Here is a 22496-nt window from a genome sequence, read left to right on the forward strand (position 1 = left end):
GGACGCGAAGATCACCCAGATCTACGAGGGCACCAACCAGATCCAGCGCATCGTGATGGCCCGCAACCTGCCGTAACCCGCCGACGGACCCGTGCACCGGGGCCGGCCGTCCGCGGCCGGTCCGGTGTTCGAGGCCGATGCTATGTTCCGGGAATGAGCGAGAAGGAAGAGCAGGACCAGCCCATGAACGACGGGCACCCGAAGCCCGCGATGCGCGAGGCCTTGGTCGCCGCCGCCTTCGAGCTCTTCCTGGAACGCGGCTTCGAGCAGACCACGATCGACGACATCGTCTCGCTGGCCGGGGTCGGCCGGCGCTCCTTCTTCCGCTACTTCCCGGCCAAGGAGGACGTGGTCTTCCCCGACCACGAGCGCGGCCTCGCCGACATGACGGAGTTTCTCGAATCCGGCACCGGCGAGGAGGACCCGGTCCGGCACGCCGGCGACGCGGCCCGACTGGTGCTGCGGATGTACGCCGAGCAGCCGTCCTTCTCCGTCCAGCGCTACCGGCTCACCCGCAAGGTCCCCGGCCTGCGCGCCTACGAGCTGTCCGTGGTCTGGCGCTACGAGCACACCCTCGCCCACTATCTGCGCGGCCGGTTCGCCGGGCGCCCGGACGGGCCGCTGCGGGCGGACGTGGTCGCGGCCGCCGTGGTCGCCGCGCACAACCACGCCCTGCGCACCTGGCTGCGCTCGGGCGGCGAGAGCGACTGGGTGGCGGAGGTGGACCGCGCGATGCGCTTCGTCACCGACACCTGGAGCGAGCGGCCCGGCGGCGCCGGAGCCGGCGCCGGGTCCGAGGGCGCCGGGGCGGGGGAGGAGGACGACGACGTGGTGGTGCTGGTCGCCAGCCGCCGGGCACCGCTGTGGCGGATGGTGCAGGGCATCGAGAGCGCCCTCGGGGAGCCGCGGCAGATCCGCCGGGACTGACCCCGTCACCCGTCCGCCCTGACGCCCGCTCACCCCGACGGCGCAATCGGGGCGCGGCCGCGCCCGCCGTTGCGTGCGGGCCCCCCGGGCGCGGGTGAGACTCGGTCGCAGGACGCGGCCGGAGCCTGACCGGCGCGGGGAACGCGACGGAGGCGGACGATGCCCGAGCCGAGCGCAGGCCCGAGCGGCGGCGACACGGCGCCGACGCCCGGCCCCGTCGGGGGAGCGGCCCCCGAACAGTCGCCCGCCCCGGCCCTGCGCGACGTCCTGCTGACCAAGGGCTACCTGGGCCTGCTGCTGATCTCCGCCCTGGTCGGCGCCCCGGTCTCGCTGGCCGCCTTCTGGTTCGTCGGCCTGGAGCACGAGCTCCAGCACTGGATCTGGGAGAGCCTCCCCGAGGCCCTCGGCCACGACCGCGCGCCCTGGTGGTGGCCGCTGCCCGCACTGCTGCTGGCCGGCCTGCTGCTGGCCCCGATCGTCACCCGGCTGCCCGGCCGCGGCGGCCATGTGCCGGTGGACGGCCTGGGCGGGCCGCCGGCCCCGCCGAAGGCCGTACCCGGTGTCGTCCTCGCCGCGCTCGCCTGCCTGCCGCTCGGTGCGGTGCTCGGCCCGGAGGCGCCGCTGATGGCGATGGGCGGCGGGCTGGCGCTGCTCGCCGTCCGCCCGGCCCGCCGTGCGGCCAGGCCGCAGCTGGTGCCGGTGCTCGGCGCGGCGGGTTCGACGGCGGCGATCTCCACCATCTTCGGCAGCCCGCTGGTGGCCGCCGTGATGATGATCGAGGCGGCCGGTCTCGGCGGGCCGCGCCTGCTGCTGCTGATCATGCCGTGCCTGCTGGCGAGCGGCGTCGGCGCGCTGGTCTTCACCGGCTTCGGGCACTGGACGGGGCTGTCGATCGGCGCGCTCTCGCTGCCGTCGGTGCCGCACAGCGGGGTGCCCGACCCGGGCGACTTCCTGTGGGGCCTGCCGGTCGCCGTCGCCGTGACGGTGGTCTGCGTGGCGGGGCAGACACTGGGCCGGCGGGTCAAGGTGTTCACCACCGGCGGCCCCGAGCACGCGGGGGAGCCTTGGAGCGCGCGCCGGACGGCGGTCCGCACCGTGGTGTGCGCCGTCGCGGTCGGCGCCTGCATCACCGCGTACGCGCTGCTGACGGGCCGTTCGCCGCAGGAGGCGGCGCTCTCCGGCCAGGCGACCCTGGGCACGCTGGCGGCGGACCCGGCGGCCTGGCCGGTGTCCGCGCTGCTGGCGCTGACGCTCTGCAAGGCGGCGGCCTGGGGGATCGCGCTGGGCAGCCTGCGCGGCGGTCCGATCTTCCCGGCGGTGCTGATCGGCGCCGCCGTCGGGCTGGCCTGCGGCCCGCTGCCCGGCTTCGGCACCGCTCCCGGCCTGGCCGTGGGCCTCGCCGCCGCCAGTACGACGGTCACCCGGCTGCCGGTCACCAGCACGGTGCTGGCGACGGCCCTGCTCGGGGCCGAGTCGACCGAGCTGATGCCGCTGCTGCTGGTGACCACGGTGACGGCCTTCGTCGCGGGGGAGCTGGTGCGCGGCGCCGGTGCGCGGCGTGCCCACCGGGCGGCCGCCGCGCGGGCCCGGCTCGGCTGAACCCACGGCCGCCCCCCGCAGCCGATCCCCGGAACTGAACCCTGGAACTGAACCCCGCCGCCGGGGAGCGGCGTTCCATCAGGGGCGGGAGCAGGGCGTTTGCCCGCCGTGACATGGTCTGGTCGAATGGGCGCCGCAACGCGCGGGGGGCGGTGTTCGTCGTGGGGCGAACTGAGCGCACGTCAACTAGAAGGCCCTGGTGGTGGGCTGCGGAGGGGCGTTTCATCCGATGATATGATCACGGCGCTTGCCGGGGGGATCGGGCGGGTGTGAGACGGAATGGTCACAGGGGCGGTCCGGGCGGTGACCCCGGTGCGGACGTCCACCGGCCCACCCCCGCCTTGACGGTAAATCAGCAGCTGGCCGCCACTCTCCTGAAGAGAGTCCTATGACGCATTCCCTGCAGAACCCCATTCTCTGGGCTCTTCTCGTCGTCCTCCTCGGCGCAATCGCCGTCATTGTCCTCCAGCGCCGGGCCGCAGCGTCGGCGCGACAGGAGTCCGAGGGACTCAGAGCCCACTACGCCGCATTGGAGAGCGACTTCTCGCAATCCGTCGAGGCGGCGCACGTGCGTGCCGACGAGGAGACCAAAACGGTCCTCAAGTCCGCCATGCGAACCCTCCAGGGCCTCGCCGCCGAACAGCAGCTGGTCATTTCCCGGCTGCAGGACAAGTACGGCGATTCGGTCATCCTGGAGGACCTCCTGGAGATCGACCACACGAACTCGCAGTTCGGACGGCGTGCCCAGTCGATCGCCGTGCTGTGCGACGGCTGGCTCGGCCGGCAGCGCGAGGTGGCGTCGATCTACGACGTGGTCCGCAGCGCGCAGGGCCGCATCCGGCATTTCCGGCGGGTGGAGATTCTTTCCCAGGTCAATTACGGAATCACCAGCCGGGCCGTCGAACCGGTGGCCCTGGTGCTCGCCGAACTCCTCGACAATGCTACCAGCTATTCCAGCCCCGACACGATGGTGGAAATCAATATCCGCACCGTGCCGAAGGGCATTTGCATCGTCGTCGACGACGCCGGTATCGGCATGAACGACGAGGAGCGCACCCGGGCGGAAAAGCTGCTCGCCAGTGAGCGGGTCTCCGGCGTCTCCTCGCTCGGAAATCCCCCGCAGTTCGGTTTCGCGGTGGCTGGCGTGCTCAGCGAGCGCTTCGGCTTCGAGACGTCCGTGGACTCCTCCTCCCCCTACGGCGGTGTGCGGGCGGTCCTCCTGCTGCCGCACGAACTCCTCACCGCCATGCCGGAGCAGAAGCCGGCGGCCGCCGCGCCCGCCGGCGCCGAGCCGGCCGTCCGCCGCCCGTTCGAGGCCGCGCCGGCCGCGTCCGCGCCCGTGACCGGTGCCGACGGCCTGCCGAAGCGGCGCCGCAAGCGGCCGATGGCCGTCGTACCGGCCGAGCCGGTCCCCGTCGGCGCCCAGGGCTTCGACGGCCAGGGCTACGGTGCCCAGGGTTACGGCACCCCGGCCTTCGGCACGCCGGCCCCCGGGGCACCGGTCCGCTCCAACGCGGAGACGGCGGCGATCATGGGCGCCTTCCAGCGAGGCACCCAGTCCGGCCGCGCGACGAATCCGGACGCCGCGGAAACGACGAGCAGCGCAACCGCTGCAAGTAGTGAAGGACATGAGTACCCGTGAACAACGATCTGTCATGGATGCTTGACAGCGCCCTGGAGATCCCCGGTGCCCTGCACGCGGTCCTGATATCCGCCGACGGTCTGCTGATGGCCCGGACGAAGGAGATCGGCAAGGACGACGCGGACCGGGTCGCCGCCGGGATGAGCGGCGTGCAGTCGCTGAGCCGTTCGCTCGCCTTCTTCTGCAACGGCTCCCAGCACCAGTGGCGGCAGACCCTGGTGGAGTTCGACGGCGGCTGGGTGTTCCTCATCTCCGCCGGACAGGGCGCCTACCTCGGCGTCTCGGCCTCCCCGGACGTCGACATGGCGGACATCACCTTCCGGATGCAGCAGCTCGTCGGCCAGCTCGGCAAGGCGCTCATGGCGCCCCCGCGCGAGAACCTCGGCGTGCGCCCATGACCACCCCCGGCGAGCAGGCGCCCGACGCCGCCCCGCCCCTGGTGAGACCGTACGTCATCACCAAGGGGCGGGGGCTGCCCGACGACGAGCAGCTCTCCCTGGTCACCCTGGTCACGGCGGCGGGGGACGAGCAGCAGCGCCCCACCCGCCGGCTCTCCCCCGAGGAGCAGGGCCTGCTCGAATTATGTGCCGCGGGCTACCTCACGGTGGCCGAGATCGCCGGACACACCCGGCTGCCCCTGGGCGTGGTGAGGATCCTCCTCTCGGCGCTCAGCGAAGGCGGCTACCTTCTCGTGCGGCCGCCCGTCGCGCGTGCCTCCCTGGTGGACACGCGCATCCTCCAGGAGGTGCTGAATGGACTTGAGGCCAAGTTTGGATGAGCGGGCCTACGTCCGCGACGGAGCCAACCAGACCGCCGTGAAGATCCTCGTCGTCGGCCACTTCGCGGTGGGCAAGACCACCTTCATCGGCTCGATCTCCGAGATCACCCCGCTGTCCACCGAGGAGACCATGACGCGGGCCGGGGAGGCGGTCGACGACCTCAAGGGGGTCAGGAGCAAGACCACCACCACCGTCGCGATGGACTTCGGGCGGCTGACCCTCAGCGACCGCGTCGTGCTGTACCTGTTCGGAACCCCCGGACAGTTGCGCTTCGTGCAGATGTGGGAGGACATGGCACGCGGCGCGCTCGGAGCGCTGGTGCTGGTCGACCCCGACCGGTTGGCGGACTCCTTCGCCGTGATCGACCTGATCGAGCAGTACGGGCTCGACTACGCGATCGCCGTCAACCGCTTCGACGGCACGCCGGTCTACGAGGATGCCGCCCTGCGGGAGGCGTTGGACCTGTTGGACGACACCCCCGTGGTCACCTGCGACGCCCGCGACGAGAAGTCCTCCGCCGAAGCATTGATCAGACTGGTCCGCCACTTGCTGGACCGTGTCCACTAGGAGCAGACATGGACGCTGAGTCCACCGCACTCGTGCCCCCGCCCGGGTGCCCCGCCCACGGCACCGGCGAGCGGATTCCCCTGTACGGGCCGCAGTTCGCGGCCGACCCGCAGGCCTACTACGCCTACATGCGCCACTTCGGCGCGACCACGCCGGTCGAACTCTCGCCGGGCGTCGAGGCCACCCTCGTCACCGACTACACCGCCGCGCTGCAGCTGCTGCAGGACCCGTCCTCCTTCCGGAAGGACTCACGGCGCTGGCGTGACCTCAACGAGGGACGAATACCCGCCGACAGCCCGGTCCTGCCGCTGCTGGCCTACCGTTCCAACTGCATGTTCAGCGACGGCGTCGAGCACCTGCGGCTGCGCCAGGCCGTCACCGACAGCCTCGCCCGGATCGACACCCGCCGGCTCACCCAGCGCATCGGGCAGATCTCCGACTACCTGATCTCCCAGTTCAGCGCGCGCGGCTCGGCCGACCTGGTCGGCGAGTACTCCAAGCAGCTGCCGCTGTTCGTCTTCAACGAGCTCTTCGGCTGCCCGGCCGACATCGGCGACCGGGTGCTGTTCGGGATCTCCGGCATGTTCGACGGCGTCAACGCCGCCCGCGCGGCCGACGTCCTGATGCAGGCCGCGGCCGACCTGGTGACCCTCAAGCGGAGCAGGCCCGGCGAGGACGTCACCTCGTGGCTGATGCAGCACGAGGCGGGCCTGGACAACGAGGAGATGGTCCACCAGCTCGCGCTGCTGCTGGGCGCGGGCGCCGAGCCGCTGCGCAACCTGATCGGCAACACCCTGCACCGGCTGCTCACCCACGACCAGTACGCCCACAAGGGCGGCCTGATCGCCGAGGCGCTCGACGACACGCTGTGGGGCAACCCGCCGCTGACGAACTACGCGCCGCACTACCCCGCCGCCGACATGGAGTTCGCCGGGACGAAGCTGGAGGCCGGCGAGCTGGTGCTGGTCAGCATCGCGGCCGCCAACACCGGCGGCGCCGGCAGCAACCGGGCCCACCTGGCCTGGAGCGCGGGCCCGCACGCCTGCCCCTCCAAGGAGCCCGCCCGGCACATCACCGTGACGGCCATCGAGAACCTGCTCAACCTGCTGCCCGACATCGAACTCGCGGTGCCGGCCGACAGCCTGACCTGGCGTCCCGGCCCGTTCAGCCGGGCGCTGTCGGCGCTGCCGACCAGGTTCACCCCGCTCCAGGAGACGCCCCGGCCCGCCTCCGCGGCCTCCTCCGCGGCCCGGCCGGCGGCGCCCGCCCGTGAGGAGCACGGCACGGGCCCCCGCAAGGAACGCGGGTTGTGGAGTTCCTTCCTGACCTGGCTGGCGAAGTGACCGGGACCCCGGGAAGACCCGGCGTCCCGACGCTCGGGGAGTTCACCGCGGACCAACTGCGGCGGCTGTGCGAGGTCGCGCACCTCGACCCGGAGGACGCGCGCACCTACGCGGACGTCCTCACCGGCGCGCTCGGACCGGAGGCCGGACGGCGGCTGGACCTGCCGCCGTCCGGCCGGACGTTCCTGTCCGACGACCACACGCCGGTGGAGTACTCGCTCTCCTTCCGGCCGGACGGCCCGCCCGACCTGCGGGTGCTGCTGGAGCCCGGTTGCGGCACCGCCACCCTGGAGGAGAACGGCCGCGCCGGACTGGACGTCATCCATGCCATGTCCCGGCGCTGGGGGTTCTCCACCACCTGCCTGGACAAGCTGGAGGACCTCCTCCTCCCGCCGTCCCCGCACGGCCCGCTCGCGCTGTGGTGCGCCCTGGAACTGCGTCCCGGCGGCGTCCCCGGGGTCAAGGTGTACCTGAACCCCGCCGCCAACGGCGCCGACCGGGCGGAGGAGACGGTACGCGAGGCGCTGGACCGGATCGGCCACCACCGCGCGTTCGAGGGGCTGCCGCGGGGAGAGGGCTACCCGTTCCTCGCCCTGGACCTCGGCGACTGGAAACAGCCCCGGGTCAAGGTCTACGTCCGCCACCCCGGCCTGCCGGCCGCCGCCGTCGGCGAGCTCTCCCGGATGCCCGCCGGGCCGACGGCGGCCGTGCTCCGGGAGTTCGCCGCCACGGCGGCCGGGACCACCGGCGCCGACACCCGGCTCGCCGGGCTGCCCGTGCTGTCCTGCCACGCCTTCACCGACCCGGCGGCGGACCGGCCCAGCGGCTTCACCCTGCACGTGCCGGTGCGCGACTACGCCCGGCACGACGGCGAGGCCCTGGACCGGGCGGTGACCCTGCTCGCCGGGCACGGCATGGACCCGGCCCCGCTGCTGCGCGCCCTGCCCTCCCTCACCGGGCGGCGGCCGCAGGACGGGGTCGGGCTGATCGCCTACCTGGCGCTCGCCCACCAGCGGGGCTGTCCGCCCCGGCTCACGGCGTACCTCTCCGCGGAGGCCTACACCGTCCGGCCGCCGACCGGCTGAGCACACCCGGCGCACGGGCAGGGGCTCGCTACACGGTGCCGAGTTCCCGCACGTAGGGCACCACGTCGATCTGGATCGACGCGCCGAGCCCCTGCCCGTAGCGCGCGGCGACGCCGCTCAGGTAGTCGTCGACCTCCTTGCGCATCACGTCCCCGGCCGGCAGCGCCTCCTCGCCGCCGATGAGCCGCGCGACCCACTGCGCCTGCGCCTCCAGGGCCCGGGTGATGGCGCCCACCGGGCGGATCAGGCCGACGAAGTACAGGCCGGGCCGGTCGGGCGCGACGACCCGCCGGTACAGCTCCACCCGGCCGCTCGGGCCGACCGGGCAGTCGGCGGGCAGGTACGGGTAGGACATCCGGTAGCCGGTGCACCAGACGACCGCGTCGGCCTCCTCGGCGGAGCCGTCGGTGAACCGGACCAGGTTCCCGGCGAAGGAGTCGATCCCCGGCCTGGGGGTCACCGCGCCGTGCCGGATCCGGCTGAAGATCTCGTCCGAGACGGTCACGGCGGAGGAGAAGATCGGGTGGTCGGGCTCGGGCAGGCCGTAGTCCGAGAGCCGGCCCCGGGCGACCAGGAGGGCCTGTTCGATGTACTCGCGCCGCTCGGCCAGCGTCATGCCGGTGAACCACGGCGACTCGGCGATCACGTCGCACGATATGCCGTAGAGCTGCTTCGGGACGACGTGCAGGCCCCGGCGGACCGACAGCACCGTCCGGGCGGCGTGCCGGGAGAGGTCGGTGGCGATGTCCACGGCCGAGGCGCCGAGGCCGACCACGACCACCCGCTGCCCGCGGAACCCGGAGCCCTCCAGGTAGTCCACGGCGTGCAGCATGCGGCCGGTGAACGACTCGGCGCCGGCCGGCGCCGGATCGGGCAGCAGCGGCTCCGCGTTGGCGCCCGAGGCGACGACCACCCGCGCGAAGCGCCGGGTGACGGCGGCCCCGTGGGCGTCGCGGCTGGCGACCAGCCAGGAGCCGTCGAAGTCCGGCCGGACCGACAGCACCTCGGTGCCGAACTCGATCCGCGGCGACAGGCCCGCCCACTCGGCGAAGGCCCGCAGATAGGCGGCCATCTCGTCGTGCCGGGGATAGGCCGGGTAGGACTCCGGCATCGGGAAGGCGGCGAAGCCGGTCAGCTGCTTGGCGGTGTTCAGGTGCAGTGACCGGTAACCCGGCCCGCGTTCCCCGGCCTGCGGCTTGCGCCAGATCCCGCCGACCTCCGGAGCCTTCTCCAAGCAGACGAAGTCGATGCCCTTCACCGCGAGCGCGTGCGCCACGGCCAGGCCCGACAGACCCGCGCCGATGACGCAGACCGGCGCGGCCCCGCGCACATCGACGGCGTACGACCCACCCGGGAAATTCCCCACGGAAACACTCACCTTCCCTCGACCGGCATGGCCTTCCCCCGTTGCCGCCGCCCCTCGGCGGGGCGGCGCCGACAAAGTAAACCTCAGGTCACGGCGGTCGACCAGGGACCAACGGCGTACAAAAGGTGCGCACTCGGGAAACGGAACGGCCCGAAGCGGGCGGGAAGTCGCAGGAGAAAAACGAAAAGCGGGCCAGGATTTCTCCTGGCCCGCTCAGCGGTGTCCGAGGGGGGACTTGAACCCCCACGCCCGATAAAGGGCACTAGCACCTCAAGCTAGCGCGTCTGCCATTCCGCCACCCGGACGGGGTGTTGTCCTCGCGGCTTCCTTCTGTTCGTCGGCCGCGCTGACAGATGTAACTGTAGCAGTGATCGGCTGCGGGTCCCAAAACGGCTCCGGAGGGGCTCCGGACGAGGGACCGCAGGTTGCGGCGGTGTGTCGGCGCGTTTCCCGGGGGTGGATCCGGGTCGGAGGCTGGGAGAGGATGGTCGGACGTGCTCGTGCGACCCGGGTGCAGGTCCCGGGGGTGGTGCTGTGCCGGTGCGGGCCAGAGACGAGGAGTTGACCGTGAGCGAGCTGAGCGGGTCGGCGGCGCCGAAGGTGACGGGTGAGTCCGAGGTCGCCGACCTCTGCCGCGATCTGATCCGGATCGACACCAGCAACTACGGCGACGGCTCCGGCCCGGGGGAGCGGAAGGCCGCCGAGTACGTGGCCGAGCAGCTCGCCGAGTTCGGCCTCGAACCGCAGATCATCGAGTCGGCCAAGGGGCGGGCGTCCACCGTGGTGCGGATCGAGGGCGAGGACCGGTCGCGTCCGGGCCTGCTGATCCACGGCCACACCGACGTCGTGCCGGCCAACGCCGCGGACTGGACCCACGACCCGTTCTCCGGCGAGATCGCGGACGGCTGCGTCTGGGGGCGCGGCGCGGTCGACATGAAGGACATGGACGCGATGACCCTCGCGGTCGTCCGCGACCGGCTGCGCACCGGCCGCAAGCCCCCGCGCGACCTGGTGCTGGCCTTCCTCGCCGACGAGGAGGCCGGCGGCACCTACGGCGCCCGGTACCTGGTGGACCGCCACCCGGACCTCTTCGAGGGCGTGACCGAGGCGATCGGCGAGGTCGGCGGCTTCTCCTTCACGGTCAACGACCGCACCCGGCTCTACCTGGTGGAGACGGCCGAGAAGGGCATGCACTGGATGCGGCTCACGGTCGAGGGCCGGGCCGGGCACGGGTCGATGGAGAACGACGACAACGCCATCACCGAGCTGTGCGAGGCGGTCGCCAGGCTCGGGCGCCACCAGTTCCCGCTGCGGATCACCAAGACCGTGCGGGCCTTCCTGGACGAGCTGTCGGACGCGCTCGGCGTCGAGCTCGACCCGGAGAACATGGACGAGACGCTGCGGGTGCTCGGCGGCATCGCCAAGATGATCGGCACCACACTGCGCAACACCGCCCAGCCGACCATGCTCGGCGCCGGCTACAAGGTCAACGTGATCCCCGGCCAGGCCACCGCGCACGTGGACGGCCGCTTCCTGCCCGGCTACGAGGAGGAGTTCCTGGCCGAGCTGGACAGTGTGCTCGGCCCGCGCGTCAAGCGCGAGAGCCTGCACTCGGACAAGGCGATCGAGACCGGTTTCGACGGCGCCCTGGTCGAGGCGATGCAGACCGCGCTGCGCGCCGAGGACCCGATCGCCCGGGCGGTGCCGTACTGCCTCTCGGGCGGGACGGACGCCAAGTCGTTCCAGGACCTCGGGATCCGCTGCTTCGGCTTCGCACCGCTGCAGCTGCCGCCGGAGCTGGACTTCGCCGGGATGTTCCACGGCGTGGACGAGCGGGTGCCGGTGGACGGCCTGAAGTTCGGCGTGCGGGTGCTGGACCGGTTCATCGACGCCTGCTGAGCACGGGGGCGGCGGCCCGCTCCCGGAGCGTCCGGGAACGGGCCGTTGCCGTTCCGACAGATCGATTTCCTGTTCGTCGTATCACCGGTCCGGGTGAAGCGGACGCCTGTTCCGTACCCCGTTTGCCGCAACGTCGTTGCTTCCTGTGACGGCCCGGAACCGATAGCCGGGTGTTCATACAGGAGGAATGATGAAGATCAAGAAGATCGCCGCCGTGACCGCCGCCGCCGGCGGCCTGGTGCTCGCCGCCACGGGTGTCGCCTCCGCCCACGGCGGGGCCGGTGCCGAGGGCGTGGCCGCCGGCTCCCCGGGCGTGGTGTCCGGCAACCAGATCCAGATCCCGGTGCACATCCCGGTCAACGCCTGCGGCAACACCATCAGCGTGATCGGCGCGCTGAACCCGGCGTTCGGCAACACCTGCTTCAACGTCTGAGCCCCTCCCGGTCGTTGAGCCGGGCCCCCGGGCGGCGTGCGCGCCGTGCCGGGGGCGCTTGTTTTCCTGGCCCGCCCCATTGTCACCCCGTTAAATCCCTCGAAAGGGTGAATGGGAGTCGTGCCGGCCAACTTCCCCCAGGGTTTCTTCGTTCTCTCCCATGCAGCCGAGGACCTCTCCGCCTATTCGGAAATTCCGACTTTCGGAGGGTCGTCAAGTCGTCTCAAAATGTCAGGGGAAAATATGAGGAACGCAGCCAAGAAGGGGCTCCTCACGGCCGTGGCCACCGGCAGTGTGCTGGCCTCGACCGCCGGCTACGCCTATGCGGGCGCCGGCGCGGAGGGTGTCGCGGCAGGCTCGCCGGGCGTCGTCTCCGGCAACTCGGTGCAGGTACCGGTCGAGGTGCCGATCAACGCCTGTGGCAACACGGCCGACCTGATCGGCTTGCTGAACCCCGCCTTCGGCAACAACTGCGCCAACTCCTCCGGGCGTCCCGCCGGCGGCGGAGCGCACGTGGGAGGGAACCACGCGGGCGGTGCCCAGGCCGGCGGCGGGCAGGCCGGTGGCGGGCAGCCGGGCGGCACCCACGCCGGCGGCGTCCAGGGCAGCGGCCAGAACGGCGGCCAGGCGGGTTCGGGCGCGTCCGGTGCGGGCGGCTCCGGCCCGGGGGCGTCGGGCGCGGGCTCGGCGGCCTCGGGGGCCTCGGGTGCGACCGCCTCGGGCGCCACCGCGTCGGGAGTGGCCACCGGCTCGCCCGGGGTGATCTCCGGCAACAGCGTCCAGGCCCCGGTGCACATCCCGGTCAACGCCTGCGGCAACTCGATCAACCTGGTCGGCGCCCTCAACCCGGCGTACGGCAACACCTGCGTCAACGCGGCCGCGCCGGCGCCCAGCCAGCCCGCCGTGCCGGAGGAGGACTGCCCGGAGGAGCACGTTCCGCACAACGCCCCGCCGCCGGTCACCGCCGCCGAGGGCACCCCCCGGGCGGGCGTTCCGAGCGAGGCCCCGCAGGTCGCCCCGGCGGCCGCCGTGCAGAGCGCGCCCGAGGTGCGTCCGGCCGCCCCGCGTGGCGGCCCGGTCGCCGAGGAGGCCGGGCAGCTGGCCGCCACCGGCGCCGGTGGCACCGAGATGCTGGGGGCGGCCGGCCTGGCCCTGCTGATCGGAGGCGGCGTCCTCTACCGCCGCGCCCGCGCCGGCGCCCGCTGAGCCCCCGGGGCACAGCGGAGAACCCGGGGACACCGGACGCACCGGACGCGCGGTGGGCCTGCCCGCCGCGCGTCCGCCGTCACCAGCTCCGGACCTGCCGGATGATCCGCCGGCGCAGCAGCACCGTGCGGCTGCCGTCCGGGAACAGGCGGAGCCTGTCCAGTTCCCAGTGCCCGTACTCGGCATGATCGGTGAGTAGTTGGCGTGCCGCGTTGCGGGACGTCCCGCGCGGCATGCGCAGCGACTGGTACTCGTACTCCGGCTGCCGGACCGGCTTCGGTGGGGTCAAAACGCTCCTCCTGTGGGACGCCTGCGAGCAAGCCTACGGCCTGCCCAGGACAACGGGCCGGGGAATTTTCGGCCGCCCCGGACCGCACCGTACTGACAGGGCATCAGTTCCGTTGCTCCTGGGGAAGACATACCCCCGGCGCGGCGCGCGAAGCGGCACCCGGACGGCCCGCGCGGACGGTCCGGTCGGGCGCCGGGCGCGCGCCGCCGCCCGGCACCCCGGGGGACAGAACAGTACGGAACGGACATCGCGGGGGAAGTTGCGGTGAAATCGCGGGTGTAGGTGACAACCGCTGTGCGTACCGGCACCGAGGGGAGATAGCGTCTGCACCATGTCTGATGCCGCGCAGCCCACCATTGCCGAGGTACGCGCCGCCGCCGAGGCGGTCAAGGCCGCCATCGACCGTCATCTGGAAGCGGTGTCAAGCCACAGCGCAGCGGACGATTCCGCTGTGTCCACCGCCTACGAGCAGCTCGCGACGGCGGCCATCGCGTACGACCAACTCCTCTACGAGGTCTACGACGAGGTGACCCCCTTCGAGGTCCCCGGTGACGAGGGCCCGGGCGGGTACCACGGTCCGGAACAGCCCGAGGCGATCAGCGTGCTGATCCGCCGCGACTACCACGTCGTCGACCCGAAGCGGCTGCGTGCCCAGGCCGAGCGGCTGGACGACTCGCTGACCCCGGGCGGCGGCTCGGACGGCGGCGGGGTGAACGCCGCGATCGGCGTGCTGTTCGGCGAGTTCGAACCGGACGAGATCGCCGCCCGCAGCGAGGAGTTCGGGCTGGAGGAGGCCGACTCCACGCTCTGGGTGGCGGCGGCCGAGCCGAGCGAGCCGGGGGAGTGGCTGCCGGAGCCGTTCGAGCACGCGGACCCGCAGCTGCTGATCTGCCGCTTCGACGTGAGCGAGGTCTACGACGACGAGGACCCCGACGACTGACCTGCGGTGCCCGGCCCCCCGCGCGCCCGGCGCGCGGGGCGGAACGGGTGCTTCAGGCGCATGATTTCGGACGTTCCTCGCGCCGGGCGCGGTGACGTCCGGTCACGGCTTTCGGCCCCGGAACGGCCGGAGAGCCCCCGCCCGAGGGGTCTCCGGCCGTTCCGGGGCCGCGCCGTCGGCGGCCGTCAGTAGGACTCGGCCGCGTTCTCCGCGAGGATCGCGCGCAGCCGGGTGGTGCGGGGCGCGGCCGGGCGCTCGGCGACGGCCTGCGGCAGCGCCGGCCCGGCGGCGTGGACCACCGAGAGGTGGCGCTCGCCGCGGCCGAACGCCGTGTAGACCCACTGCCGGGTGAGCGCCGCGCCCGTGTCGTCCGGCAGCACCACCACGGCACCGGGCCAGCGGCGGCCGACCGCCTGGTGGACGGTCAGTGCCCAGCCGTGCCGCAGCTTTCCGGCCTCGGCGGGCGGGACGGTGCGGCGCGAGCCGTCCGGGTACTCCAGGTGCAGGCCGGCGGCGTCGCCGTCGAGCACCCGGGCCAGCCGGGTGTGGCCGGGCGCGGGGGAGTCGGCGACCCGGTCGCCGGGGTCGAAGCCGCCGAAGCGGCCCGGGCCCGGGTTGAGCCGGGCCTTGGCGGCGGCGTTCAGCGCACGGGTGCCGGCCCCGCCGCCGTGTCCGGGGGTGAGCAGGACGACCTGCTCGGACGGGATGCCGAGGGCGCGCGGAATCGAGTCGGTGAGCAGCTGGACGGCGCGGTGGACGGCCTCCCCGGCGTCCTTGGCGGTCAGGATGACCACCTCCTTGTCGGGCGCCTCGACCGGCTGGAGCTCGCCGATGCCGACGCCGGAGACCAGCTCGCCGATCGGGCCGAAGTCGGGGGTGCGGGAGGCGACGGCGGGGCAGGCCTTGGCGGCCAGCAGGTCGGCGAAGAACCGGCCGGGGCCGGCCGACCAGAGCTGGCCGGGGTCGCCGCTGAGCACCAGGCGGGTGCCGTCCGCCAGCGACTCCAGCAGGGTGGCGGCCAGCTCGACGTCCAGCAGCGGGGCGTCCAGCACGATCAGCAGGTCGAGCGCCAGGGTGCCGTCGGCGGCCCGGCCGGGGCCGGCCGCGCCGGCGAGCAGCTCGGCCAGCGTGGCGACGGGTGCCGGGGCGGGGGCCCCGGCGAGCGGGGCGAGCGCGGCGAAGGCGTCCCGGCCGTGGTCGGTCCAGGTGGCGGCCCAGGCCCGCAGGCCGAGGCCGGTCGCGGCGGCCAGCAGGGCGGCCGGCTCCGCGCGGGCGGCCTCGCCGCCGGTGTGCAGGACGAGCGCGCTCTCGGCGGTGGCCCGGACCAGGGCGGTCGCGGAGGAGGACGGGGCGGCGGCTGCGGCGGCCTCCCAGGCGGCCGGCCCGGGGGCGGCGGGCGGCTCCTCGGCGGCCTCGGCACCGTCCTCCTCGGAGTCCCCGTCCTCCTCGGCGGCCTCGGTCTCGCCGTCCTCCGCCGGGTCCGCCGGGTCCGCCGGGGCCTCCGGATCCTCGCCGGGGACGAAGGTGGACATCAGACGGACCAAGCCGTCGGCCAGGCTCTCCTCGGCCAGCGCCAGCCGCTCCAGGGCCAGCAGGGTGCGGGTCGGCGGTTCGTCCTCCTCGTCCCCGCCGGCCGCGTGCGCCTCGGCGCCGGTCAGCTCCTCCTGGAACGGCATCGCCCGGCCGTCGATCACGGCGGCCTGGACGGCGGCGGCGGCGTCCGGCACACCGAGGCGCTCCAGCCCCGAGACCAGCTCGCCGGTCTCCAGGGCCGAGTGGCCGCGCAGCGCAGCCTGCTCCAGCAGCCAGCCGACCAGCGCCTTGGCCCGCCGCTGGTCGCCGGGGCCGGCGGCCGGGCCGAGCAGACCGCGGGCGAAGCCGTCCGCGTGCTCGGGGCGGACGGCGGGCAGGGTGAGCACCAGCCACGGGTCGTCGCGCAGTTGCTGGGCCGCGCCGTCGCCGAACACCGCCACGGCGGCGGCGGCCAGCGCGGCCGGGGCGCCGCCCGCCGCCAGCACCTCGGCAGTGTCCTTGAGTGCCTGCGCCCGCTGCTCGTCGGTGGCCGGGCGGTCGGCCGCGGCCTCCCCGGTGCCCGCGCTCCCCGGCGCCGGGGCGTCGCCCTCCGCGCCGGAGCGGCCGACCGACCGCACCCGCTCCGCCAGTGCCGCGACCGCCGCCGCCCGGTCGTCGCCCGCCACGTCCTGCCCGGGCGCCTCCGGAGCCTCCGGGGCGTCCGGAGTGCCCGGGGCGTCCGGCGAGGCCTGCCCGGGAGCGACGCCCGAGCCCGCCGAGGCCTCCTCCGGAGCGCCGTTCTCCGCGTCAGTCATCGTCCGCTCCACAAAAGCTCAACTCCACATGCTGGGCGCCGCCCGCCCCTCGGTCGGGGCGGTCGGCCGGGTCGGGCCGGTCCCGGGCCGCGCAGGGCGGCCGGTCCGGCGGTCGGTCGGTTCGGGCAGGCTCGGGTCGCGGGGTCGAGCGGCCGCTACAGCTCGCTCCACCCCTGGTCGGGGTAGCGGTGGACCGGCGCCGAGATGTCGTCGAGCGCACCGCGGATCTCCCCCGGAAGCGTAAGGGCCTCCACCGACAGCGCGGTCTGCAACTGCCCGGCGGTCCGCGCCCCGACCAGCGCGCTCGCCACGCCCGGGCGGTCCCGGACCCAGGCCAGCGCGACCGCCAGCGGGCTGCTGGCCAGGCCGTCGGCGGCGGTGGCGACGGCGTCCACGATCCGCCGGGCGCGTTCCCCGAGGTAGGGCTGGACGAACCCGGACAGGTACGGCGAGGCGCCGCGCGAGTCCTGCGGCAGGCCGTGCCGGTACTTGCCGGTGAGCACGCCGCGCCCGAGCGGGGAGCCGGCGAGCACGCCCACCCCGGTGTCCCGGGCGGCCGGAAGGGCCTCGCGCTCGCTGCCGCGCTGGAGCAGCGAGTACTCCAGTTGCGCCCCGGCAAGCGGCACCCGGCCGTGGTGGGCGTGCTGCCAGGTGGCGGCCTTGGCGAGCTGCCAGCCGCTGAAGTCGCAGACCCCGACGTAGCGGGCGCGGCCGGAGGAGACGGCGATGTCCAGGGCGCTCAGGGTCTCCTCGACGGGGGTGGCCGGGTCGAAGGCGTGCACCTGCCAGAGGTCGACATAGTCGGTGCCGAGCCGGCGCAGCGAGGCGTCGAGCGCGCCGAGCAGGTGGCCGCGCGAGCCGTCGAAGCGGCGGCCGGAGGCCGGCACGCTGCCCGCCTTGGTGGCGATGACCAGCTCGGAGCGGGGGATGAGGCTGTCGGTGAGCCGGGAGATCAGGTACTCGGCGTCGCCGTCCGCGTAGACGTCGGCGGTGTCGACGAGGTTGCCGCCGGCGTCGACGAACTCCTTGAGCTGTCCGGCGGCCTCCTGCTCGTCGGTGTCGCGACCCCAGGTCATGGTGCCGAGGCCGAGCCGGGAGACCAGCAGCCCGGTGCGGCCGAGGTGACGCTTTTCCATCGGACGGGCCCTCTCACTGGCCGAAGGTGCGGTGGCGGAACGCTGCGGGGCGGGGCGCCCGACGGGGACAAACCCGCAGGTGGGACGCGGCGCCCCACGTCGGCTGAGCGTAGCGGCCGGTGCCCGGGCAGATGCGCAGACCCGCAGGACGACCACCGCCGGGACGCACCTGGCGCGAGTGCGGGGGGCGGCGGCCGGAATGTGACCCACGCCACCGCTACCGGCCAGTAGCATGTCGGCCGGACGCGTCGTCGCGCTCCCGAGCAACCCGACTGGAAGGCAGTGCCCATGCGACTCGGCATCAACCTCGGCTACTGGGGACTCGGCATGGACGCCGACAACATCGCCGTCGCCCAGGAGGCCGACCGGCTCGGCTACTCGGTCTGCTGGGCCGCCGAGGCCTACGGCTCGGACGCGGCCACCGTGCTCTCCTTCGTGGCCGCCAGGACCGAGCGGATCGACGTCGGCTCGGCCATCTTCCAGATCCCGGCCCGCACCCCGGCGATGACCGCGATGACCGCCGCCACCCTGGACACCCTCTCCGGCGGCCGCTTCCGGCTCGGCCTCGGCGTCTCCGGCCCGCAGGTCTCCGAGGGCTGGTACGGCGTGAAGTTCGACAAGCCGCTGGCCCGCACCCGTGAGTACGTGGAGATCATCCGCAAGGCGATGTCCCGCGAGCGGCTGGTCCACGAGGGCGCCCACTGGACGCTGCCGCTGCCCGGCGGCCCCGGCAAGCCGATCAAGCTCACCGTGCACCCGGTGCGCGAGCGCATCCCGCTCTACATCGCCGCGATCGGCCCGAAGAACCTGGAGCAGACCGGCGAGATCGCCGACGGCTGGCTCGGCATCTTCTTCGACCCCGCGCACGCCGCGCTCTCGCTGGACCCGCTGAAGGCCGGCCGGGCCAGGGCGGGTGCCGAGCCGGGCAAGGAGTTCGACGGCTTCGACGTCTGTCCGACCGTGGCCATCGCCGTCGGCGACGACGTCAAGGCCGGCGTCGACTCGCAGCGCGCCTACACCGCGCTCTACATCGGCGGCATGGGCAGCAAGGAGAAGAACTTCTACAACCAGCTCGCCCGCCGGATGGGCTACGAGCAGGCCGCCGACGAGGTCCAGGAGCGCTACCTGGCCAAGGACTACGCGGGCGCGGCCGCCGCCGTCCCGCACGACCTCGTCGACGCCACCTCGCTGATCGGCGACACCGCCCGGATCGCCGACCGGATGCAGGCCTACGCGGACGCGGGCGTCACCACGCTCACCCTGGCCCCGGCCGGCTTCACGCTCGACGAGCGGATCACCGCGCTGCGCACCGGCGTCGAGGCCCTGGAGCGCGCCGGCCTGGCCTAGGCCGTCTCCCCCCTCCCCGCGCGCGCCGCACGGGGAGGGGGTGCTACAGCCAGTCGTGCCGCTTGAACACCCGGTGCAGCAGTACGCAGACCACCACCATCAGGGCGACCGCCGCCGGGTAGCCCCAGGGCTGGCGCAGCTCGGGCATGTGCTCGAAGTTCATCCCGTACACGCCGGCGATCATCGTCGGCACGGCGGCCAGCGCCGCCCAGGCGGAGATCTTCCGCATGTCGTTGTTCTGCTGCACGCTGACCTGCGCCAGGTTGGCGGCCAGGATGTCGGACAGCAGCCGGTCCATGCCCTCCACCTGGTCGTCGGTGCGGGCCAGGTGGTCGGAGACGTCGCGCAGGTACGGCAGCGCCTCGGCCCGCACGAACGGCACGCCGGGGCGCTCCAGCCGCAGCATCGCGTCGACCAGCGGCCCGGTGGCCCGGCGGACGGTCACCAGCTGCCGCTTGTACCCGTAGATCCGGCTCGCGATGTCGCGCCCCACCCGGCCGGGCGCGAACACGTCCGACTCCAGCTCGTCGAGGTCCGCCTGGATGCCGACCGCCACGTCCGCGTAGCCGTCCACCACCGTGTCGCAGACCGAGTGCAGCACGGCGCTCGGGCCGTACCTGAGCACCTCCGGCTGCTGCTCCAGCTGGGCGCGCAGGTCGCCGAGCGGGCTGTCGGCGCCGTGCCGGACCGTCAGCACGAACTCCTCGCCGACGAAGAGCATCACCTCGCCGCTGGTCACCGCGTGGCCGCCGGGGTGGTAGCCGAGCGTCTTCAGTGCCACGAACAGCGAGTTGCGGTACGTCTCCAGCTTGGGGCGCTGGCGGGCGCCGACCGCGGCCTCGACCGCCAGCGGGTGCAGGCCGAACTCGCCGCCGACCCGGTCGAGTTCCTCGCTGGTGGGCTCGAACAGGCCTATCCAGACGAAGCCGCCCGGTCCCGCCGCCCGCGCCGCGGCGAGGCTGCCGGCGGGGTCCGCGGGCGTCGCGACCGGGCGGCCGTCGCGGTAGATGGCGCAATGGACGATCATGCGGGCCATTGTCGCCGCAAACGCCTGCCCGAAACATCCGCCGCGACGACGGTTCGTCCCGCTACCGGGGCGGCGGCCGGGGTGGCGGCCGGGGTCCGTGCGCCGGCCCGCCCCGGCCCGGGAAGCCGTAGGGTAGGCCCCATGCCCACCCTGCTGCTCGTCCGCCACGGCCGCTCCACCGCGAACACCGCCGGAATCCTGGCCGGTTGGACGCCCGGGGTGGAACTCGACGACACCGGGCGCGCGCAGGCCGCCGCGCTCGCCGACCGGCTCGCCCCGGTCCCGCTGGTGCAGGCGGTCAGCAGCCCGCTGGAGCGCTGCCGGCAGACCCTGGAACCGCTGCTCGCCGCCCGCCCCGGCCTGGCCGGCCCCGCGCTGGACGAGCGGCTCGGCGAGTGCCACTACGGCGAGTGGACCGGCCGGCCGCTGGCCGAGCTGGCCAAGGAGCCGCTGTGGCGCACCGTCCAGGACCACGCCGCGGCGGCCGCCTTCCCCGGCGGCGAGTCGCTGCGCGAGCTGAGCCACCGCACGGTGAACGCGGTCCGCGAGTGGAACGAGAAGATCGCCGCCGAGCACGGCGAGGACGCGGTCTGGGTCGCCTGCTCGCACGGCGACGTGATCAAGGCCGTGGTGGCCGACGCGCTCGGCCTGCACCTCGACCACTTCCAGCGGATCAACGTCGACCCCTGTTCGGTCACCGCGATCCGCTACACCGCGCGCCGGCCCTTCGTGCTGCGGATGGGCGACACCGGCGACCTCACCTCCCTCGCCCCGCGGCCCGCCGGACCCGGCGCCCCGGCCGGGCAGAGCGGGGACGCGGTGGTCGGCGGCTCCACCGGCACGGCCTGAACCGTCCGCCGCGGGCCGTCCCCGGTCCGCCCGGTGGCCCCCGCCGGGGCCTCGGCTCCCCGGCGCGGGCCCGGAGGTCGTAGGGTGACCAGTGGGTCCCCGCGCCCCCGGCCCGGGCACCCCGGACCACCCAGCCCCGACCCCCGACCGACCCCAGCGGCGTCCCTGGACGCCCACGACGATCGATACGACCCGGAGCGAGAGCGTGACCCGTCAGGTCTTCTTCTACGACCAGCCCGAACGGTTCGTGGCCGGCACCGTCGGCCAGCCCGGCGCCCGGGCGTTCTACCTTCAGGCCAGCGCCCGCGGGCGGATCACCAGCGTGCTGCTGGAGAAGACCCAGGTCGCCGCGCTCGCCGAGCGGATCGACGAGGTCCTCGACGAGGCGCTGCGCCGCAGCGGTGGCGCGGCCGGCATCCCGGCCGCCGCCCCGCAGGACCTGCTCGACACCGCGCCGCTGGACCTGCCGCTGGAGCAGGAGTTCCGGGTCGGCACGATGGCGCTCGCCTGGGACAGCGTGGACGGCTGCCTGGTGGTCGAGGCGCAGGCGCTGGTCGAGGAGGAGGAGGGCGAGGAGGAGGGCGCCGCCGTCTTCGAGGACGACGAGAACGGCCCCGACATGCTCCGGGTGCGGCTCTCCGGCGCGATGGCCCGGGTGTTCGCCAAGCGGGCGCTGGACCTCGTCGCGGCCGGCCGCAAGCCCTGCCCGTTCTGCAACCTGCCGCTCGACCCGGAGGGCCACCTGTGCCCGCGCGCGAACGGGTACCGGCGCTGAACGCGCCGACCGCACGGCCCGCCGACCCGCCGGAGCCGCCGCGGTCCGACCCCGCCGAGGCCGCCGCCCTCGCCGCCGACCCGCCCGGCGCGCTGCGGCTGCTGCGCGAGGGCGGGCTGACCGTGCACGGCCGGCTCACCGACGCCTCCAACGCCGCCCTCTACTGCACCGTCAGCGCGGCCGACGGCCGCCGGGCCCAGGCCGTCTACAAGCCGGTGGCCGGCGAGCGCCCGCTCTGGGACTTCCCGGACGGCACCCTGGCCGGGCGCGAGGTCGCCGCGTACGAGGTGTCCGCCGCCACCGGCTGGGACCTGGTCCCGCCCACCGTGCTGCGCGACGGCCCGCACGGCCCCGGCATGGTGCAGCTCTGGGTGGAGCCCGACCCGGACGCCGCCCCGCTGCTCGCGCTCCAGGACCCGGGCGGTCCCGAGGACGGCTGGCTGCCGATCGTCCGGGCCGAGGTCGGCGACGGGCGCACCGCGCTGCTGGTCCACCCCGACGACCCGCGGCTGCGCCGGCTCGCGGTGCTGGACGCCGTCCTCAACAACGCCGACCGCAAGGGCGGCCACCTGATCCCGGCCGCCGACGGCCGGCTCTACGGCATCGACCACGGCGTCACCTTCAACACCGAGGGCAAGCTGCGCACCCTGCTCTGGGGCTGGGCCGGGCAGCCGCTGCCCGCCGAGGCGGCCGCGGTGCTGACCGGGCTGGCCGGGCAGCTGGACGGCGAACTGGGGGAGCGGCTGGCCCCGCACCTGACCGCCGCCGAACTGGACGCCGCCCGGTCCCGGGTGGCCGCCCTGCTCGCCGCCGGCACCCACCCGCTGCCCTCCGAGGACTGGCCGTCGATCCCCTGGCCGCCGATATAAGGACCGATCGGTCCGCCGATCCGAGGGTTCGAAGGCGCGCCGACCCGTTTTCCCCCGGTCCACGGGCTTCCTCAGCCGGTAATGGTCTGGA

General features: G+C 74.2%; 22 protein-coding genes and 1 tRNA gene. 17 read left to right on the forward strand and 6 right to left on the reverse strand.

What is annotated here, in order from left to right; genetic code table 11:
• The 9 genes from ACFZBX_RS35615 to ACFZBX_RS35655 form a co-directional block, all read left to right on the forward strand.
• A partial coding sequence (locus ACFZBX_RS35615; RefSeq protein WP_311670695.1) for an acyl-CoA dehydrogenase family protein occupies positions 1 to 76 on the forward strand: 76 nt, incomplete at its 5' end.
• A 77-nt stretch (positions 77 to 153) separates the two neighbouring features.
• A complete protein-coding gene (locus ACFZBX_RS35620) occupies positions 154 to 927 on the forward strand; it encodes a TetR family transcriptional regulator (RefSeq protein WP_391537960.1) in 774 nt (257 codons plus the stop codon).
• A gap of 159 nt (positions 928 to 1086) precedes the next feature.
• On the forward strand, positions 1087 to 2526 hold the full coding sequence (locus tag ACFZBX_RS35625; RefSeq protein WP_391537961.1) for a chloride channel protein: 1440 nt from the start codon (positions 1087 to 1089) through the stop codon (positions 2524 to 2526).
• A gap of 388 nt (positions 2527 to 2914) precedes the next feature.
• A complete protein-coding gene (locus ACFZBX_RS35630; RefSeq protein WP_391537962.1) occupies positions 2915 to 4168 on the forward strand; it encodes an ATP-binding protein in 1254 nt (417 codons plus the stop codon).
• Entirely contained in the window at positions 4165 to 4566 is a 402-nt protein-coding gene (locus ACFZBX_RS35635) for a roadblock/LC7 domain-containing protein (protein WP_350545553.1), read from the forward strand. The genes ACFZBX_RS35630 and ACFZBX_RS35635 overlap by 4 nt, the downstream gene beginning before the upstream one ends.
• Positions 4563 to 4946 (forward strand): DUF742 domain-containing protein, encoded by a 384-nt coding sequence (locus tag ACFZBX_RS35640; RefSeq protein ID WP_350545550.1) that lies wholly within the window; start codon positions 4563 to 4565, stop codon positions 4944 to 4946. The genes ACFZBX_RS35635 and ACFZBX_RS35640 overlap by 4 nt, the downstream gene beginning before the upstream one ends.
• On the forward strand, positions 4921 to 5514 hold the full coding sequence (locus tag ACFZBX_RS35645) for an ATP/GTP-binding protein (RefSeq protein WP_344329531.1): 594 nt from the start codon (positions 4921 to 4923) through the stop codon (positions 5512 to 5514). The genes ACFZBX_RS35640 and ACFZBX_RS35645 overlap by 26 nt, the downstream gene beginning before the upstream one ends.
• An 8-nt stretch (positions 5515 to 5522) precedes the next feature.
• Positions 5523 to 6857, forward strand: coding sequence for a cytochrome P450 (locus ACFZBX_RS35650; RefSeq protein ID WP_391537963.1), 1335 nt, complete (start codon positions 5523 to 5525; stop codon positions 6855 to 6857).
• Positions 6854 to 7942, forward strand: coding sequence for a tryptophan dimethylallyltransferase family protein (locus ACFZBX_RS35655; RefSeq protein WP_391537964.1), 1089 nt, complete (start codon positions 6854 to 6856; stop codon positions 7940 to 7942). Before ACFZBX_RS35650 ends, ACFZBX_RS35655 begins: the two co-directional genes overlap by 4 nt.
• A gap of 28 nt (positions 7943 to 7970) precedes the next feature.
• Here ACFZBX_RS35655 and ACFZBX_RS35660 read toward each other — a convergent pair whose 3' ends face one another.
• A complete protein-coding gene (locus ACFZBX_RS35660) occupies positions 7971 to 9308 on the reverse strand; it encodes a flavin-containing monooxygenase (protein ID WP_391537965.1) in 1338 nt (445 codons plus the stop codon).
• 220 nt (positions 9309 to 9528) lie between these two features.
• A tRNA-Leu gene (locus ACFZBX_RS35665) sits at positions 9529 to 9613 on the reverse strand.
• A 271-nt stretch (positions 9614 to 9884) separates the two neighbouring features.
• Here ACFZBX_RS35665 and ACFZBX_RS35670 point away from each other — a divergent pair.
• The 3 genes from ACFZBX_RS35670 (at position 9885) to ACFZBX_RS35680 (ending at position 12846) form a co-directional block, all read left to right on the forward strand.
• Complete coding sequence (locus ACFZBX_RS35670) at positions 9885 to 11207, forward strand: M20/M25/M40 family metallo-hydrolase (protein WP_380762874.1); 1323 nt, start codon at positions 9885 to 9887, stop codon at positions 11205 to 11207.
• A gap of 187 nt (positions 11208 to 11394) precedes the next feature.
• Complete coding sequence (locus ACFZBX_RS35675; RefSeq protein ID WP_391537966.1) at positions 11395 to 11640, forward strand: chaplin; 246 nt, start codon at positions 11395 to 11397, stop codon at positions 11638 to 11640.
• A gap of 243 nt (positions 11641 to 11883) precedes the next feature.
• Entirely contained in the window at positions 11884 to 12846 is a 963-nt protein-coding gene (locus ACFZBX_RS35680) for a chaplin (RefSeq protein WP_391537967.1), read from the forward strand.
• A gap of 79 nt (positions 12847 to 12925) precedes the next feature.
• On the opposite strand, the gene ACFZBX_RS35685 is transcribed toward ACFZBX_RS35680, so the two are convergent.
• Positions 12926 to 13135, reverse strand: a complete 210-nt coding sequence (locus ACFZBX_RS35685) for a DUF5703 family protein (RefSeq protein WP_037846781.1) — start codon at positions 13133 to 13135, stop codon at positions 12926 to 12928.
• A gap of 331 nt (positions 13136 to 13466) precedes the next feature.
• On the opposite strand from ACFZBX_RS35685, the gene ACFZBX_RS35690 reads away from it, so the two are divergent.
• Positions 13467 to 14075, forward strand: coding sequence for a hypothetical protein (locus ACFZBX_RS35690; RefSeq protein WP_391537968.1), 609 nt, complete (start codon positions 13467 to 13469; stop codon positions 14073 to 14075).
• Between the two features lie 185 nt (positions 14076 to 14260).
• Here the strand turns inward: ACFZBX_RS35690 and ACFZBX_RS35695 are convergent, their stop codons facing one another.
• Both ACFZBX_RS35695 and ACFZBX_RS35700 read right to left on the reverse strand, forming a co-directional pair.
• The gene (locus ACFZBX_RS35695; RefSeq protein WP_391537969.1) at positions 14261 to 16402 is read right to left on the reverse strand and encodes an ATP-binding domain-containing protein; all 2142 of its coding nucleotides are present in this window, start codon (positions 16400 to 16402) and stop codon (positions 14261 to 14263) included.
• A gap of 155 nt (positions 16403 to 16557) precedes the next feature.
• A complete protein-coding gene (locus ACFZBX_RS35700; protein WP_391537970.1) occupies positions 16558 to 17538 on the reverse strand; it encodes an aldo/keto reductase in 981 nt (326 codons plus the stop codon).
• Positions 17539 to 17826: 288 nt separating this feature from the next.
• On the opposite strand from ACFZBX_RS35700, the gene ACFZBX_RS35705 reads away from it, so the two are divergent.
• Positions 17827 to 18885: an LLM class F420-dependent oxidoreductase gene (locus ACFZBX_RS35705; RefSeq protein WP_391537971.1), complete on the forward strand. Its 1059-nt coding sequence runs from the start codon at positions 17827 to 17829 to the stop codon at positions 18883 to 18885.
• A 43-nt stretch (positions 18886 to 18928) separates the two neighbouring features.
• On the opposite strand, the gene ACFZBX_RS35710 is transcribed toward ACFZBX_RS35705, so the two are convergent.
• Entirely contained in the window at positions 18929 to 19921 is a 993-nt protein-coding gene (locus ACFZBX_RS35710) for a magnesium and cobalt transport protein CorA (RefSeq protein WP_391537972.1), read from the reverse strand.
• 132 nt (positions 19922 to 20053) lie between these two features.
• Between ACFZBX_RS35710 and ACFZBX_RS35715 the strand changes: the two genes are divergently transcribed.
• From ACFZBX_RS35715 to ACFZBX_RS35725, 3 genes are all read left to right on the forward strand, one after another.
• Positions 20054 to 20761: a histidine phosphatase family protein gene (locus tag ACFZBX_RS35715; RefSeq protein ID WP_391537973.1), complete on the forward strand. Its 708-nt coding sequence runs from the start codon at positions 20054 to 20056 to the stop codon at positions 20759 to 20761.
• Between the two features lie 205 nt (positions 20762 to 20966).
• Positions 20967 to 21536, forward strand: coding sequence for a DUF3090 family protein (locus tag ACFZBX_RS35720; RefSeq protein WP_380763256.1), 570 nt, complete (start codon positions 20967 to 20969; stop codon positions 21534 to 21536).
• A 92-nt stretch (positions 21537 to 21628) separates the two neighbouring features.
• Positions 21629 to 22405, forward strand: a complete 777-nt coding sequence (locus tag ACFZBX_RS35725) for an SCO1664 family protein (RefSeq protein ID WP_391537980.1) — start codon at positions 21629 to 21631, stop codon at positions 22403 to 22405.
• Positions 22406 to 22496: the final 91 nt, after the last annotated feature.

It is taken from the genome of Kitasatospora sp. NPDC008115 (assembly GCF_042957205.1).
Classification (GTDB): domain Bacteria; phylum Actinomycetota; class Actinomycetes; order Streptomycetales; family Streptomycetaceae; genus Kitasatospora.